Origin of the sequence: Cryomorpha ignava, from assembly GCF_010686655.1 — a bacterium.
Classification (GTDB): Bacteria; Bacteroidota; Bacteroidia; order Flavobacteriales_D; family Cryomorphaceae; genus Cryomorpha; species Cryomorpha ignava.
In genome coordinates this window covers 12,223-28,278 of the sequence record NZ_JAAGVY010000026.1, presented here as the reverse complement: position 1 = coordinate 28,278, position 16,056 = coordinate 12,223, and the positions used below count along the sequence as shown (strand labels likewise).

Here is a 16,056-nt window from a genome sequence, read left to right as displayed (position 1 = left end):
CCTGGGAATATATTGCACAAAAAAAGGCGGATCGATACGTTCCGCCATTTTTTAGAAGTTTTCAAATGATCCAGGCTGCGTTTTAAAGCAGTTTAGATCCCATTCTAGATCATTTATTCATTTCTAAATAAATTTCCAAAGGATTTAAAACACCATCACAATTGAAGTACGAAACACCCTCGTTAATCTTTCCCCTATTGTCGATATTTTTATTTAAAATCTCTATTAACTCGGGGCAATTACCAAAATATGGAATCACCGATTCTGTCATTCTCTCATGATTTTTCCTCACGTGTTTTTTAAATCCAGACGGAAAAGTGATTTTCTTTTCCAGAGGGTTAAAGTTTTTATCCCAGATATATACAAATAGAATATCGTCCCAAAAACCCGTCAATATATATTCAGAGTTGAATGCAATTATTTCTTGCAAACGATCACTTACTGAGGTAACTGGAAGATTTAGAAATAATCTGTTATTCACCAGCATAACTTCTACCTGTTTTTGCTTCACCCACTTATCTTTACCATCAGAATTATCAAAGTAAACATGAGTTTGGCTCAATTTTATTGGATTATAAAGCTCTATCCTTTCTCCATCTAGCTTGATTATAAAATTTTCTGATTCTTGCCCGACCGAAGCTTTGGAGAACAGAAATAAAAGAAGTGGCAAAATCAAAATCTTTGGAAGGATAATGGAAGCTCTCATCTTTTTAATATAACTGTAAATTAATTTAGGTAAATAAATAGAACGAGACCCGATCAATAATCAGTTTCATTTCAATTAACAAATTTCAAAATATGGAAGAAGATACCAAATTCAAATATCAAATTCAGTATTAAACCAATATTAAGAGCGCAAACTATGCAGAGAAAAATTAATCTCCACCTTCGTCAAAGTCGTATTTGCTATGTTTATCCAATCTTGCCGAAAAAATAGGAAGTGCAAAATACTGGAAGAAGCTTTTATCAGCATTAAAAACATGCTTGTAAAAACTCTCCAGACTATCTTCCATATCAATGGCCAAATCTGGATCAACTTTTAAGAGTAACGCATGACCACGTTTTACTTGCGCTTCAATGAATACAACGCTGTCTTCGTGTTTTTTAGGAACCCGCTTGAGCAATAAATCAAAACGTGTTTCAAAACGCTGGTCAACCAGAGCATAAAACTCCCTAAGCGACTTTTGAGAAGTAAACGTACGCAAGTGCGCAAGCTTCACAGCCTCTGCTCTTTCATCTTCACTTACTTTACCATCGCCTACGTGTGCAGCAAGAAGAGCCATCCAAACGGGTGTATCGAGCAATTGATTTAATTCGTCTTCAGTTAGCTTCTGAAAAGCTTTTTTAATTTCAATCATAGTCATTTATCTATACCGCAAATCTAAGCACAAGATTTATTTGTAGCAACAGATATGGCGGTTTATCTGAATTCGCATTGTTAACAGAGGGCTAAATATAAAAAATCGCCTATTTAGATATAGATAGAGTCTGTTAAAAACTTGCTGCGATTGCTTACCTTTGCACCTCGAAAACGAAAAAAATTAAAATACAAATTTGCATTCCATGAAAAATCACATTGTAAAAGTTTATCCTTCAAAAGCTAACCTTCCAAAAGAAGAACAATTAGCCTGGAAACTGGCTAAAATGGTAACCGACAATGTTGCCATTAGCGATGAAGTAGAAGATATGGTTATCAACCGCATTATTGATAATGCTTCGGTGGCCATTGCTTCGGTAAACAGAACACCAGTGGTTAACGCACGTGCGCAGGCACTTTCACACAAGCGCGACGATCGTGGAGCCAATGTTTTTGGAATGCCTAAAGACTTTAAAGTGCACGCTGAATGGGCGGCTTGGGCTAACTGCACAGCAGTGCGCGAACTGGATTATCACGATACATTTCTCGCTGCAGATTACTCACATCCAGGCGACAGTATTCCGGCGGTAATCGCTGTAGCACAGCAGATGGGAAAGTCCGGTAAGGATGTTCTTCGCGGAATCGTAGCTGCGTACGAAGTGCACGTAAACCTTGTAAAAGCCATAAGCCTGCACAAGCATAAAATTGATCACGTAGCTCACCTCTGCCCTGCACAAGCCGCAGGTGTTTGTGCATTGCTTGGCCTCGATACAGAAACCACTTATCAGGCTATTCAGCAAGCGCTTCACGTATCTATCAGCACACGCCAAAGCCGCAAAGGAGAAATTTCAAGCTGGAAAGCTTACGTTCCTGGTCACGGTGCAAAATTGGCAATTGAAGCGGTTGACAGAGCCATGCGCGGAGAGAAAAGCCCATCGCCAATTTACGAAGGTGAAGACAGTGTAATAGCATGGGTGCTTGACGGTCCAGATGCTGAATACACCATTCCACTTCCAGAGCCCGGAGAAGAAAAACGTGCTATTTTGGAAACTTATACAAAAGAGCATTCCGCCGAATATCAATCGCAGGCATTGATAGATCTCGCAGCACGAATGCGCAAGAAAATCAAAGATTTCTCTGATATCGACAATATCCTTATCGAGACCTCCCACCACACGCATTACGTAATTGGAACCGGCTCAAACGATCCTCAAAAATTTGATCCGCACGCTACGCGCGAAACGCTTGACCACAGCATTATGTACATTTTTGCTGTAGCGCTTGAAGACGGTACATGGCATCACGAAAAATCTTATGCACCCAGCCGCGCACAGCGCCCTGAAACTGTAGAGCTTTGGAAAAAGATTTCTACGGTAGAGAAAGACCGCTGGACAAAGCTTTACCACGATGAAGATCCTGATAAAAAGGCTTTTGGTGGCAAAATTATCATCACTATGAAAAATGGAGATAAGATAGAAGATGAGCTTGAAAGAGCAAATGCCCACCCTGCTGGAGCGCGTCCGTTTAAGCGCCCAAATTACATTGGAAAATTTGACATGCTTACCGAAAACCTAATCACAAAAGACGAGCGCAATCGCTTTATCGATTTCGCCGAAAGGCTAACCCAGCTAAGTGCTACAGAGATGATGGGACTTACAGTAGAAATGCCTTTTGACAGTGTGAAAGAAAACAAACCGAACCACAAAGGAATATTTTAATGATCATAAGCGATAAATCACCCGAAAAGAAAAGAGCCGATTTTAGAAAGGCTTTAAATAGTGGCAAGTTGCTCCAATTTCCAGGTGCTTACAACCCCATGGTGGCTATGCTTATTCAACAAACCGGTTTTGACGGTGTGTATGTTTCCGGCGCAGTAATGGCCAATTCGCTTGGCTTGCCTGATATTGGGATGACCACCCTTACTGAAGTTAGCCAAACCGCTTCTGGGATAGCACGCGTTACCGATTTGCCTACCATTATGGATATCGATACCGGATTTGGCGAAACCATGAGCGTGGCGCGTACCGTTAAGGAGCTCACTTATCTAGGTCTATCGGGTTGCCATATAGAAGATCAGGTAAATCCAAAACGTTGCGGCCATTTAGACAATAAAGAATTGGTAAGCATATCTGCTATGGTTCAAAAAGTTAAGGCTGCTGCCGATGCGAAGACAGATCCAAACTTTCTGCTAATAGCCCGCACTGATGCACGCGCAGCGGAAGGGCTTGATGCTGCAATAAACCGTGCCAAGGCTTATGTAGATGCCGGTGCTGATATGATATTTCCAGAGGCGATGAAAGACGAAAGCGATTTTGAGGCTTTTCGAAAAGCAATTGATGTTCCTCTTTTAGCTAATATGACCGAATTTGGAAAGTCGCGTTTACTTTCTAAATCTGAATTGGAAAATCTGGGCTATAACTTGGTAATATATCCGGTTACAACACAGCGACTGGCAATGAAAGCAGTTGAAGATGGCTTAAATACCATCAAAAAAGTGGGCACGCAAGAATCGATTTTAGACAATATGCAAACCCGAAAACGACTATACGAAGTGTTGCACTACGAAGATTATAATGCTTATGATTCTTCGTTGTACAACTTTAATTTATAACCTTTTAATCTAAAAACTATGAGTGATAAAATAATAGCACCCAAAGGATTGGCAGGCGTAATAACAGACGACACAGCCATTTCTAAAGTAATGCCCGAAAGTAATTCGCTTACTTACCGAGGTTACCGTGTTCAAGATCTTTGCGAAACCTGTTCTTTTGAAGAAGTAGCCTTCCTTATGGTGAATGGTGAACTTCCGAATAGGACTGAACTAAAGGCATTTACCGATAAGGAGCGCGACTACCGTCGTATTTCTGACGATTTGAAAGCAGTAATCGGCAAATTCCCGAAAGATGCGCACCCAATGGATACACTTCGCACCGGAGTAAGCTTTTTGGGAATGGAAGACAAGCGTATTTGGGACGATTCTCCCGCAACGAATATGGATAAGTTTATTGGCCTTTTGGCACGTATTCCGACCATAATCGCTGCGAGCTACCGTCATGGAAAAGGATTGGATTTAATCGATCCTGACAAGAATATGACGATCAGCGAAAACTTCTTTAATATGTGTTTTGGCAAAGTACCCGCCAAAGAAGTTATTAAAGCATTTGATGTTTCGCTAATCCTTTACGCAGAGCATAGCTTTAACGCATCTACTTTCGCAACCCGCGTAATTACCTCTACCACCAGCGATATGTACAGCGCAGTGGCGGGTGGAATTGGAGCTTTAAAAGGCCCACTTCACGGTGGTGCTAATGAGCAAGTTATGCACATGATAAAAGAAGTTGCCGAGCCGGCTAATGCCAAAGAATGGATGCTCGATGCCCTTGCCAACAAGAAAAAAGTTATGGGCTTTGGTCACCGTGTTTACCGCAGTGGAGACTCGCGTGTACCGACCATGAAGAAATATACCGAGAAGATGGCATCGTTTACCGGCGAAGAGAAATGGATGGAAATCGCCAATATTTTGGAAGAGACCATGGTTTCTGAAAAAGGCATTTATCCAAATCTTGATTTCCCTGCAGGGCCTGCATATTATATGATGGGATTTGAAATTGATATGTTCACTCCTATTTTCGTAATGAGCCGCATTACGGGATGGTGTGCCCACATTATGGAGCAGCGTGCAGATAACCGCATAATTCGTCCGCTTAGTGCATATATTGGAAGTGCTGAAAGAGATGTTACTCCGATGGAGAAGAGATAATTACACAATTTATTATAATATGAAGAAAGCCTCCTTTTAGGGGCTTTTTTTATGTCTGTTTTTCTGAAAACAGCTCGAGAATTTAGCATACGTGAAAAGTAACAATTAATGAATATTTATTTTAACGGACGTTTTCATAGGCTTGTAGGGTAAATTTGGCTATTAGTATAATTTGTCGTATTTTGTGCTAAACCTTAAACAATTTACCATGAAACACTTTACCATTTTGGGTTTTCGTTCGTTCAGATCGCTTAGGAGACTTACATTATTTTTTTCTTTGTATATTATCACTTCGTTTTACAGTAATGACCTGATTGGACAAAATTTCTGTTTAACAACTTCAAATCCTCGTGATATTGTATTGGAAAATCTTATTCAAACGGCTGATCCGGATGATGAATATGTCTTACGTATTTATTTCATCCGGGTACGTAGAAATGATGGAACTGGTGGTTTAACGGATGCAGAAATAAATGACGTATTTAACAATTTAAACAGTGATTTTAGTGATCATGGAATATCATTTTATTGGGATTGTAAAATAAAAAATCTTGATGTTGATGAGTTCTATAACGACTTTGATAATTCTATCTTCAGTTACTTCAACCATCAAAATGGCATTGATATTTATCTTTCCGGAACCAACAGCCCAGCTGCTGGAGGTGCAGCAAATGGTACAGGTGTTAGTTCAGAATTTTTTGTTAGCGGGAGTTTTTGGGAAATACCGAGTGTTTCATTACCCTTATCTTCTGCTGTCTCCCACGAAATGGGACATGTACTTAATCTCGTGCATACCCACGGTCCAATACCCGGCGCTTGTGAGGAATTAGTTGATGGCAGTAATTGTGATATCTGCGGCGATTATGTCTGTGATACTCCGGCTGACCCAGGGTTAAATTATAATGTTGATATATTAGACTGTGAGTGGAATGTTACTAATGGCACCGATTCTAACTTAGATCCATTAAATCCAGATGAGAAAAATATTATGTCTTACACCAATGTTTCATGCATGGAATATTTTTCTAATGGTCAAGGTCTGCGAGCACGCTCTTCAATAAGTGTTTTACCATTTCTTATGGACTGCGTTATAAATTCTCCAACCATGGCAAACTATACAAGCGGCATTACAACAATTGATCAAATTACTATCTTCAAAGATGACGTTACGATAGGAAATGGTGCCACGTTAGAATTCGATGACACTTCTGTTTACTTTAAAGATGGTGTAAAAATAATAGTGGAACCCGGTGGAACTCTAATCGCTAATGAAAGTATTTTAACCAGTGCTGATGCATGTAACGGAAGTTTTTGGCACGGAATAGTCGTTGAGGGAAATTTTTATGGTAACCAGCAACCTAATGGACAAGGAGCTTATGAGCAAGGAAGAGTCATACTAAATAACACAACCATTAAAAATGCAAGAGAAGGTGTAGCCACAAGAGCAGCAGACGGCGGTTTTTCTGCGGGAGGAATCATTCAGGCAGAAGAAAGCAATTTTATTAATTGCAGAAGGGCTGTTGAGTTTCTCTATTTTGAAAACTGGCAAGGTAATTCAGCCAACATAATACCAAATGTTAGCTTCTTTAAAAAGTGCCATTTTGAGTGGAATGACGAATACCTTGGAGATCTTGATACCGATACCCAACACAGTTTAGTCTCTTTATGGAAAGTTGATGGCGTACGGTTTTTAGGATGTACATTCGAGAGTAATGGTTCGGTTATCAATGGTGCAAAACGGGCGCAAGCTATCTTAGGACATGACGCAACTATTATTGTACAAGGATTTTGTCCATCTCAACTGAATCCTTGCTCGGTCGCTGTGGTCGAAAATGAATTTATTGGTTTTAATGAAGCCATACATCTGGGTAACAACGGTCTTTCTGGATCTAAAATCAAGGAGTCCATATTTCAAAATAATTTGCTTGGTATAAATTTGGCTAACGCCAATAATGCAGTGATTATCCAGAATGAGTTTATTGTAGGAGGTCATTCTTATACGACAAATAATACTGAAGTTGATTTAGCATATCATACTGCAATTTACTCCAGTTTAACCAACCAATTTATTATTGAAGAAAATACGATCTCTAAAAACAACAATTCTACTGCTAACTTTACCAATGGTATAGTGATTGCAAAGAGTGGCGGAAATAGCAATCAGATATACAAGAATGATTTTGCTAATTTATCATCTGCTAACATTGCTGTTGGACAAAATATTGAAACATCTCTGCAGTATGGACTTAAATATTTGTGCAATACAAATGTAGGTAACCAGAATGATTTTGAAATACGACAAGGAAGTGAGATCGATATAAATCAAGTAGGGATTGCTAGAAATCAGGATGATGGCAATACAGGTCAGTATCCTACCGGCAACACATTCTCAGCTCCTGATACGGATCCAAATAATCTGGTTCATTTGGCATACGAAAGTAACTTTCACTATTATTATAAATATAAACAAAGTGATCCCCTACAAATTCCATTGAAACCCCAGGAAGTCGGTATGACTGGTAACGCGATGGGTGATATTAACTTAATTTCAACATCTAATAACAATACTTGCACCTCAAATTACGGCCCGCTCATTCCTGATGGTAATCCAAGTTTATTTATTCAGGAATTTGATGGTGGCAAAGCTGAATTCTATGACCTTTTATACACATATTCTGCTTTAATTGATGAAGGCAATACGCAGGGTATGGTTAACCAAATTGCTTTAAGTTGGCCACAAGACGCCTGGCAATTGAGAGACGAATTAATTTCTCGATCCCCTTACAATAGTGAAACCGTATTAATGGAAGCTGGAACTCGAAACATAATGCCCCAGGGTATGCTGTTGGAAGTGCTTCTATCCAATCCTGATGCCTTGCAGAGTGGTGTTGTGATAAAACACGTACAATATGATATTATAAATCCGTTACCGCAGTATATGATTGATTTGTTATGGCTTTCAAGAGATGAGCAAACTTTACGTTCGGAAATGGAAGCTCAACTTAGAAGAAAGTATAGCACTATGATGAAACCTCATAAAAAGTTGATCAACCACTATTTAAATAATATGGAATTCTTCAAGCAAGATTCTGCTGTTTATTGGATCGAGCAAGATAACAACTATCAGGGTAAATTGAATCAGGCTTCGGTTAAGGCAAGCCAAAGAAATTATTCAACCTCAATATCTATCTTAGATAGCATTCCGCTAATATTTAGACTTAATTATGAGCAAACTGAAGAAATAAATACTTTAAAAGACTTGTATGCTATTTTAGATAATGTATATGCCAGTAGCAGAACTGAAATGAGCCTGAATCAAACTGAAAAAGATGCTCTCTACAATATTGCTTTGCTAGATGCAGGTGTAGGAAGTTTGAAAGCTGCCGAAATTTCGTGCTTTTTCTATGGCAATTGCTTTGATTATAAGATGGTTCCAAAAGGCAATAGAAGCAATAAAATTGTTGATGCTAAAGAGCGTGTTGAGGGGGACAAAAGAATTAATTCAATTCATTCCTTTCCAAATCCTGCTGATCAATACGTAACTTTGGAATACAACATTCTGAAATCGACAGAGAATCTGCACATTATAATATCTGACCAACTGGGTCATCAAATAAAAGCATGGATACTCAGTGGGCAAAACCGAGGGCAAATTATTTGGGACAGCCGAGAATTTCCTTCCGAAATTTATCTAGTGAAAATGACTCAAGGCGACGAGCTTTTAGATACTGATAAAATCATTTTAATCCATTGATGATGCGCTCAATTGGTCATTTAGTTCTAATAATAATTCTACCAACACTCTTCTATCAGGAATGTCATGCACAAAGTATTTATTCGTTAGATGAAGTATTTAACGAAAACATTGGCGATCAATTATTTAAAGGCAGTGCAGTATATTTTTTTAGAGAAGGTGATGGGAAAATAGTGGTCACAGGAGATTTTCAAGAATATCCGAATAATGCCAAAGGCGTAACGCGTCTTTTCAATTCCGGTACTCCGGACCCTTCGTTCTCCTTTACTATTAATGGTTTTTCTTCAGGAGCTCAAACAGTAAAACACAATGATCATTATTTTTATGCTAATACTTGCATAATGCTTGACGGTAGTAACCCCTGCGATACTTCATTTTGGTACAATAAGTTTTATTACCCGCCTTATGCCGGAAGTGGTACCACGAGAAAAAGACCCCTTTCACTTGCTGATACAACCTTGGTTTACCCGGGTAAAAATAGATTGGATATGGAAAATCCAGGAATCTTTCAGCTTTTAATCGGTTTGAAAGAAAATGGAATTGTCGATCCGTACTTTCCTCATTTTGAAGCGGAGCCTATGCCATCCTCTCTAGCCAGAGAAATAGAAGCGATTCCCGGAGGCGGCTATTATCTGGTAGGAAAGTGGACGAGCGTAAACGGCTATGAGAGTCCCGATATAATCAGGCTAACCGAGCAGTTTGAAATTGATACGACTTTTAAGAGTCCTTTCGTCTCAGCTTCAATTAGTATTGTCTCTGCAGATAGTTTGGGCAGGGCATGGTTTAGTGCAGCAAATGTATATAGCGAAGACTATCAAGATGAAGATATCCCCTTACTTAGACTTAATACAGACGGATCAATCGACTCTACTTTCAATATGCCGACAATTGGAATTTATAGCACAGAATGGTTTAATTCCATCAATTCTGTTGCTTCAGTTGTTGACGACGGTTCCGGTTATGTTATTGGCGGAAGCTTTGGAAGTGTGAATGGCGAAGATCGCATATGTATTGCAAAGCTATCAGAAAGTGGAGAACTCTTACCCGACTTTGCGGATATTGATTTTATGAGAGGTTATGCCTACGTATTCGGCGGAGACACTGATACCTCTTTTTACACTCCTACTATTAGGCATATGGACGTTTCAGATGAGGGCAATTTATTGGTTATTGGTGCTTTTAATGACGTCGGTAATCATACCTGCCACAACATTATGCAATTCAATCCCTCTGCTTTGTCAGCAAAGACAAAGAAAGATCCATTTGAAAAATTCACGGTTTTCCCAAATCCTTCATCAGGTGTGGTAAATGTTTTTTATGCTGCAAAACCGGGCTTTGTACCGGCACAGCTAAATGTGTATGATGTGAGCGGCAGAAAGTTAGTTCAAGAGCCGCTCCCGCCCGGAAGTCGCAATGAAATAACACTTACCTTCCAACACCTCAAGCCGGGCATGTACGTTATTGAGATTTTGACAGAAGATAAACAAAGTGGTAGAAAGAAGTTAATCATTCATACCTACTAAAATGAAAGCTCCAAATAGATTAGCCAGCATTGTTTTGACTATTATGGTATGTATGGCTTCGCTCGCAACCTTCAGCCAGCAATTCGTGAACAACGGTTTTGAAAGTTGGGAGGAAAATGACGGCATGATGGATCCGGTAGGTTGGGGTACGACAAATGTTTTTGTAGCATATATTACAGTTGCACCATCAACAGAGGCATGCAACAGCGACCTTTCGGCAAAAATAAGCAGCACCGGACCGGGTTTAGAAGGCCCACAGTCGGGGGGTATTGGTCAGATTGTCATGTTTGATAACATGGTTTCTATTGTAAATATTCAGTATAACTATGCTATAGATACTCTTTCTGAAGGAGCTTTCGCAAGCGTGAAACTTACGGCTTGGCAGATTACTCCCGGTGACGGGATTGGAGCGGGTCAGCAAGAAATCATTTACGATGAAATGAATCCTGAATGCACTTTGGGAAGTATGTATTTTGAGTCTGAGATTCCATTTAACAAAATTCGGCTAGAGATACGTGCCTATCCTGCTTATGACATGTTTGGTACGCATGGACTCTCAATCATTCGTTTTGATGATATAGTAATTTCCACAAACGTTTCGGCTAGCTCAATCTCAAATCCCGCGCTTGAGATCATTTTACAACCCAACCCGGTTTCAAGTCAGCTCACCATAACAACAGATGCAATAATCAATGAATTAAACCTTACAGACATCAATGGAAAATTGGTGAAAAAACTCAACCCGGTAGAGCGAACTATTGATATGAGCAAAATGCTTTCGGGGCTATACTTTCTCCGCATAACCACACCTGAAGGAGTTTATACTAAAAAGGTAGTGAAAGAGTAATACAGAACCTTTATGAATTTAACTACAGGCGTATTGTTAACTGTATTCTAAAAATAAAAAGCATAAAAAAGCCGCTGATACAGCGGCTTTTATATTTTTATAAACTTAATCGCCTAGGCTCGGCCAAGCGATTTAAGCATTTTGCCATGCTCCCATATTGCTCGTGCAAAGCTTTTTTGCTGATTGTATTTAATACCAAACTCTTGCGCAGTTTCAGAAACAATTTTTGAAAGCTCGCGGTAGTGTGTATGGCAAATATTTGAAAATAAGTGATGTTCTATCTGGAAATTCAATCCACCTACAAACCAGGAGAAAACACGGCTGTTTGGAGAGAAATTCGTTGTAGTTTGCATTTGGTGTACTGCCCAGTTATTTTCAATTGTTCCTTCAGTGTTAGCCACAGGAAATTGACATTCGGGCATAACGTGTGCACTTTGGAAAATAAGTGCCAGCATAAGGCCAAGAACATAATGCATTGTAGCGAACCCTACTATTATCAACCACCAGGGGGCAGGAGAAAAGATTAGCGGGACAGCAAGAATATAAATAAAGTAAAAAATCTTCCCATAAGCGATATTCAATAAAATGTCGCGGTATTCTTTTGGCTTTCTGATAAGACCACGGTCTCTGAATAGTTTAGCGTTGGTAAAATCTGTTGCGAGTGTTCGTGCAAAGGTTTGAAGACCGTAGAAAAACCAAGCATAAATATGCTGAAAGCGGTGATAACCTTTTTTTTCTTGCGTGGGTGAAAAACGAAGGAAAACAGGCCCGTCTAAATCGTGATCCATTCCTTCTACATTTGTGTAGGCATGGTGAAGCACATTGTGCTGCAACTGCCAGGTGCGGGCGTTTCCACCGATCAAATTAACACTTTTGCCCATTACGTTATTCCACCATTTGCTTTTAGACCAGGCGCCGTGATTGGCATCGTGCATTACGTTTACACCAATTCCTGCTCCGCCAAGACCCATTATAAGCCATAGACCTACAAATAAAAATGGATTTGTAACCCATCCCGCAACAATAGCAATGTAGGGTACGAAATAAAGCAGGAACATAACAATCGTTTTAATTACGATTTTATGATCACCATGCTTGGGGATATTATTATCAGTGAAATGATCGTTAACTCGCTGACGTAAGGTATTAAAGAAGTCGGCGTTGAGCTGGTTGGCAAACTTATATCGTTTTTGGGTTATTTTCATTTAATGTCTTTTAAGTAGAACATCCAGAGACGACTCTTGTTTAGATTGGCCTATACTAATTAATTTGCGAACCAATAAACAAAGAGAAAGTAATTTTTGACAAAGATAACCCATTTGATGAAAGTATGCTGTTAAGGTATCATATTTAGTCCACAGTGGGTTATTCAAAAATTTATTTTCATAGTGCTGTAATAGGATTAAAGTTTTTGAATATTTTTCCACGATGACTAAAAGTAAAATTCTCCTTGGTATATTAATTGCCGTTGTACTGCTCATAGCGGGCCTTATCGGTCTCGAGACTTATTTAAACAATAAGCTTACCAACGTACTAAAAAATCAAATTGAGCTTCAACTGGGTTATGAATATGATATTGATTTTGATGAGCTTTCAGTAAGCCTCATTCAAAATGAACTCAGCATTAATCAATTAAGTTTTTCCAAAAGCCGTGGAAGCGAACAAGATTGGATTTTTACCGCCGGCAAAGTAGAATTTGAAGGCTTTCGGGGCTTTTCCTTCCTTTTGGGAAAGGGATTTGGTGTTGATTCTATTGTATTGCTAGAACCGAATATTGACATCAAGCGATTTGCATTCTCTGATTTTAAGGCAGATACAACAGCTACCGGAGAACCCAAAAAGAAAAAACAAAAGACCGACAGCCTGAAAGTTTCTATTGGTGGAATTAATTGTCGCAGAGGTTCTTTAAACTACGATCCCGAGGGACCGGAGCAATTCTCTTGTGATTTTGACTTTATAATTAAAGAAATTGAGTTTGAAGGAAAGCTAAAAAATATTGAAAAACTTTGGGACGATTCCGGGGTTCTGCTTACAGATGCGAAGTACCAATTTTCTGATTCTGTTTATACAATGACGGTAGAGAGCATCGATTTAACCGAATCGGATAGTGATATTTCCATTACGAATTTCACTTTAGAATCTAATCTATCGAAATCTGCCTTTCCGAAAAAGTTTGGCTGGCGAAAGTCGAGATTTGCAGCCCACGCGCCTATCGTAACTGTAAGCCGACCAAAGAATTTTAATGATAGCTTGCTGGTAATTTCTAATGTAAATCTCGATAGTCTTTATTTAGAAATTCATAAAGATAACCGCTATCCTTGGCCCGACAGAGTTACGAAACTTCCGCAAGGCGCTATAGCTGCAATTAAAATGCCCATTCGAGTAGACTCTATTAATTTCACAAACAGTGCGTTTAAGTTTATCGGGATTTTTGATAGCGATATACCTTCCGTCATTGACATTATCGAGATTAATGGCTCACTCGCCGGGTTACAAAATATTGATACTGTTGAAGCCGATCTTTTTAAGTTTGAGGCTACTTCGCTTTTTATGGGTGAGACAAGACTAGGTATGCAACTTACATATAAATATGGTGAAAACGATCCTTTTGAATTAAATGCTGAAGTGGGTGAAACGAACCTTAGTTTTATGAGCGACTTTCTACAAAGTGTGGCGGGTATTCGTATTGACGAAGGTAGGGTAACCAAACTCGACTTGCACATGACCGGGAATAAGTACGCCGAGCGTGGTTATGTTGATTTTTACTACACAAATTTAAATATAACTGCCGTAGATAAACAAACGGGCGAAAAGAAATGGCTTATGAATGTTCTTGCAGACATTGCAAGTGGGGTACTATTCTGGAAAGAGAATCCCAATAGCAATAAATTCAGGCGAGGAGATATTTCCAAAGAACGTACGCTCTACAAAGGTTTTGCCGCGCAGTGGATAGAAGGATTGTTTGATGGGATTTTAAATTCTGTTTCTAAAGTTGATCCTTCAAAGGTGAAATTAAAAAAGAAGAAATAGGAAAACCCTTTTCTTAATCACTCGTTGGCTCTTTGTAAAAGTGCAGTTAATAACTGATTGCAGTAGAGTTGATACGGAGTAAGACCGCAAGCAGATCGCTACCACACCGCTATGATACCGCTAGTATAACGCTATGACACATTCGTAGTTTATGAACGGATGAGTACCTTTAAAAATATGCATTAAATATAACCTATTTCAATATAATTTTCAACTGGTTTGATCAGTATTATCATGGTTAACTTCAATTAAAATATTAGTTTATACTGGCAATTACATCTTTCGATTTTGCTACAACAATTAAAACGATCAATGCTGCTGCGAGCCCGAAAATAATTGGATCGAGACCAAAGGGCAATTTCACTGATAAAATTGTAAGGGTTAAAGTAACACCTCCACCTGCAAACATCGATGCCATAGCCGCCGTGGCAGAAGGGCGTTTTGAATAGAGCCCATACAATACCGGTAGGAATAATCCCGAAACCATAAAGGCATAAGAATGCAACATGAGTTCGAGCACATTTTCCATAAATAAGGCAATTAGAATGGCTGCCCCACCAATGGCAAGGGTGGCCAGTTGGCTGAGTCTCATCTCATTTTTCTTTCTGAAATACTTTGACGTGTAAAGCAGATCGGTTACCACATTTCCAGAGCAAGCCATTAGGCAACTATCTGCCGTAGAGAGAATAGCACTAAAATAGGCAGACATCATAAGCCCCATTAGCCCTACCGGGAGAATAGTGCGCAAGAGCAGTGGTAATCCTATTTCTGGATCCATTCCCATGGCCGAAGCGTATCCAACTTCTGCAAACATTCCCTGATCGGCTGCCACGCGCGCAAACAAACCGAGCACGACGCCCATAAAAGCCATTATTGGCCATTCAAAAACTCCCGCTATATACCAGGCTTTGCGCGCCTGCTTTTCATTACGGGACGCATAAATACGCTGGTATAGCGTCATCCCGATAAACCAGATGGGAATAATCGTAACGCACCAGTTTACCATATTCTGCCAGGTGAGATTATTGAGTGTCAACATTTCGGGCGGTACTGATGCAGAAATTCCTTCCCATCCTCCAACAGCAAAATATCCCATTGGCAAGCCAATAAATATAAGACCGGAAAGCAGAATAATCCACTGCACAGTATCGGTGTATATTACCGCCTTCAAACCGCCCATAACGGTGTAAATAACAGCTACAACGCCCATGATAACGAGCGCATAATTAAGGGATACAACTGGGAAAGTAGCGTGAGCAAGCTTAGCACCCGCGAGCATTTGGGAAGCAGTAAATCCCAAATAGCCGATAGCAGAAATGGCAGCGGCAATCAATGCCACCTTCCCGTTAAAAATCTGACCGAAAATTTGCGGAAAAGTAAAAAGATCAACTTTCTTGCCGAGCTCAAAAACCCTGGGAATTAAGAATACCGCTGCAAGCCAAGCGCCTACAAGGCCGGTAAAAAGCATCCACGAGCCGCTGAGCCCCATTGTAAATCCCAAACCGCCGAGGCCGATTGAGAAACCACCACCAACATCTGTAGCAACTACAGAAAAACCAATATGCCAGGGACCCATATTTCTTCCGGCCAGATAATAATCTTCCTTGCTCGAATTAGATTTTAAAAAGAAAAACCCAATGCCTAGCATTACTATCATGTAAACTACAAAAATGGCTATATCTATCCAGTGCATATTCCCTCCCCTGTTTTAAATTGTTTTAAAAAGCTATAACTAAGTGAAGGGGGTTGAACGAATTGACCAGGGGGAAATACTTGAAAACAGAA

General features: G+C 39.6%; 11 protein-coding genes. 7 read left to right on the top strand and 4 right to left on the bottom strand.

The window, feature by feature from the left end; translation table 11 throughout:
• Positions 1-109: 109 nt before the first annotated feature.
• A complete protein-coding gene (locus G3O08_RS13125; RefSeq protein ID WP_163285841.1) occupies positions 110-676 on the bottom strand; it encodes a hypothetical protein in 567 nt (188 codons plus the stop codon).
• A 199-nt stretch (positions 677-875) separates the two neighbouring features.
• On the bottom strand, positions 876-1,358 hold the full coding sequence (locus G3O08_RS13120) for a hypothetical protein (RefSeq protein WP_163285840.1): 483 nt from the start codon (positions 1,356-1,358) through the stop codon (positions 876-878).
• A gap of 205 nt (positions 1,359-1,563) precedes the next feature.
• Between G3O08_RS13120 and G3O08_RS13115 the strand changes: the two genes are divergently transcribed.
• The 6 genes from G3O08_RS13115 (at position 1,564) to G3O08_RS13090 (ending at position 11,241) form a co-directional block, all read left to right on the top strand.
• Entirely contained in the window at positions 1,564-3,075 is a 1,512-nt protein-coding gene (locus G3O08_RS13115) for an MmgE/PrpD family protein (protein WP_163285839.1), read from the top strand.
• Positions 3,075-3,968, top strand: a complete 894-nt coding sequence (gene prpB / locus G3O08_RS13110) for a methylisocitrate lyase (RefSeq protein WP_163285838.1) — start codon at positions 3,075-3,077, stop codon at positions 3,966-3,968. The genes G3O08_RS13115 and prpB overlap by 1 nt, the downstream gene beginning before the upstream one ends.
• An 18-nt stretch (positions 3,969-3,986) precedes the next feature.
• Positions 3,987-5,117, top strand: coding sequence for a bifunctional 2-methylcitrate synthase/citrate synthase (locus tag G3O08_RS13105; RefSeq protein ID WP_163285837.1), 1,131 nt, complete (start codon positions 3,987-3,989; stop codon positions 5,115-5,117).
• A gap of 208 nt (positions 5,118-5,325) precedes the next feature.
• Positions 5,326-8,871 carry a M43 family zinc metalloprotease gene (locus G3O08_RS13100; RefSeq protein WP_163285836.1) on the top strand — a complete coding sequence of 1,182 codons (3,546 nt, stop codon included), beginning with the start codon at positions 5,326-5,328 and terminating at the stop codon, positions 8,869-8,871.
• A complete protein-coding gene (locus G3O08_RS13095; protein ID WP_163285835.1) occupies positions 8,871-10,394 on the top strand; it encodes a T9SS type A sorting domain-containing protein in 1,524 nt (507 codons plus the stop codon). The genes G3O08_RS13100 and G3O08_RS13095 overlap by 1 nt, the downstream gene beginning before the upstream one ends.
• Position 10,395: 1 nt before the next feature.
• Positions 10,396-11,241 (top strand): T9SS type A sorting domain-containing protein, encoded by an 846-nt coding sequence (locus tag G3O08_RS13090; protein ID WP_163285834.1) that lies wholly within the window; start codon positions 10,396-10,398, stop codon positions 11,239-11,241.
• 113 nt (positions 11,242-11,354) lie between these two features.
• Here the strand turns inward: G3O08_RS13090 and G3O08_RS13085 are convergent, their stop codons facing one another.
• Positions 11,355-12,446 (bottom strand): fatty acid desaturase family protein, encoded by a 1,092-nt coding sequence (locus tag G3O08_RS13085; protein ID WP_163285833.1) that lies wholly within the window; start codon positions 12,444-12,446, stop codon positions 11,355-11,357.
• 223 nt (positions 12,447-12,669) lie between these two features.
• On the opposite strand from G3O08_RS13085, the gene G3O08_RS13080 reads away from it, so the two are divergent.
• On the top strand, positions 12,670-14,271 hold the full coding sequence (locus tag G3O08_RS13080; RefSeq protein ID WP_163285832.1) for an AsmA family protein: 1,602 nt from the start codon (positions 12,670-12,672) through the stop codon (positions 14,269-14,271).
• A gap of 256 nt (positions 14,272-14,527) precedes the next feature.
• Here G3O08_RS13080 and G3O08_RS13075 read toward each other — a convergent pair whose 3' ends face one another.
• Entirely contained in the window at positions 14,528-15,964 is a 1,437-nt protein-coding gene (locus G3O08_RS13075) for a sodium:solute symporter family protein (RefSeq protein ID WP_163285831.1), read from the bottom strand.
• Positions 15,965-16,056: the final 92 nt, after the last annotated feature.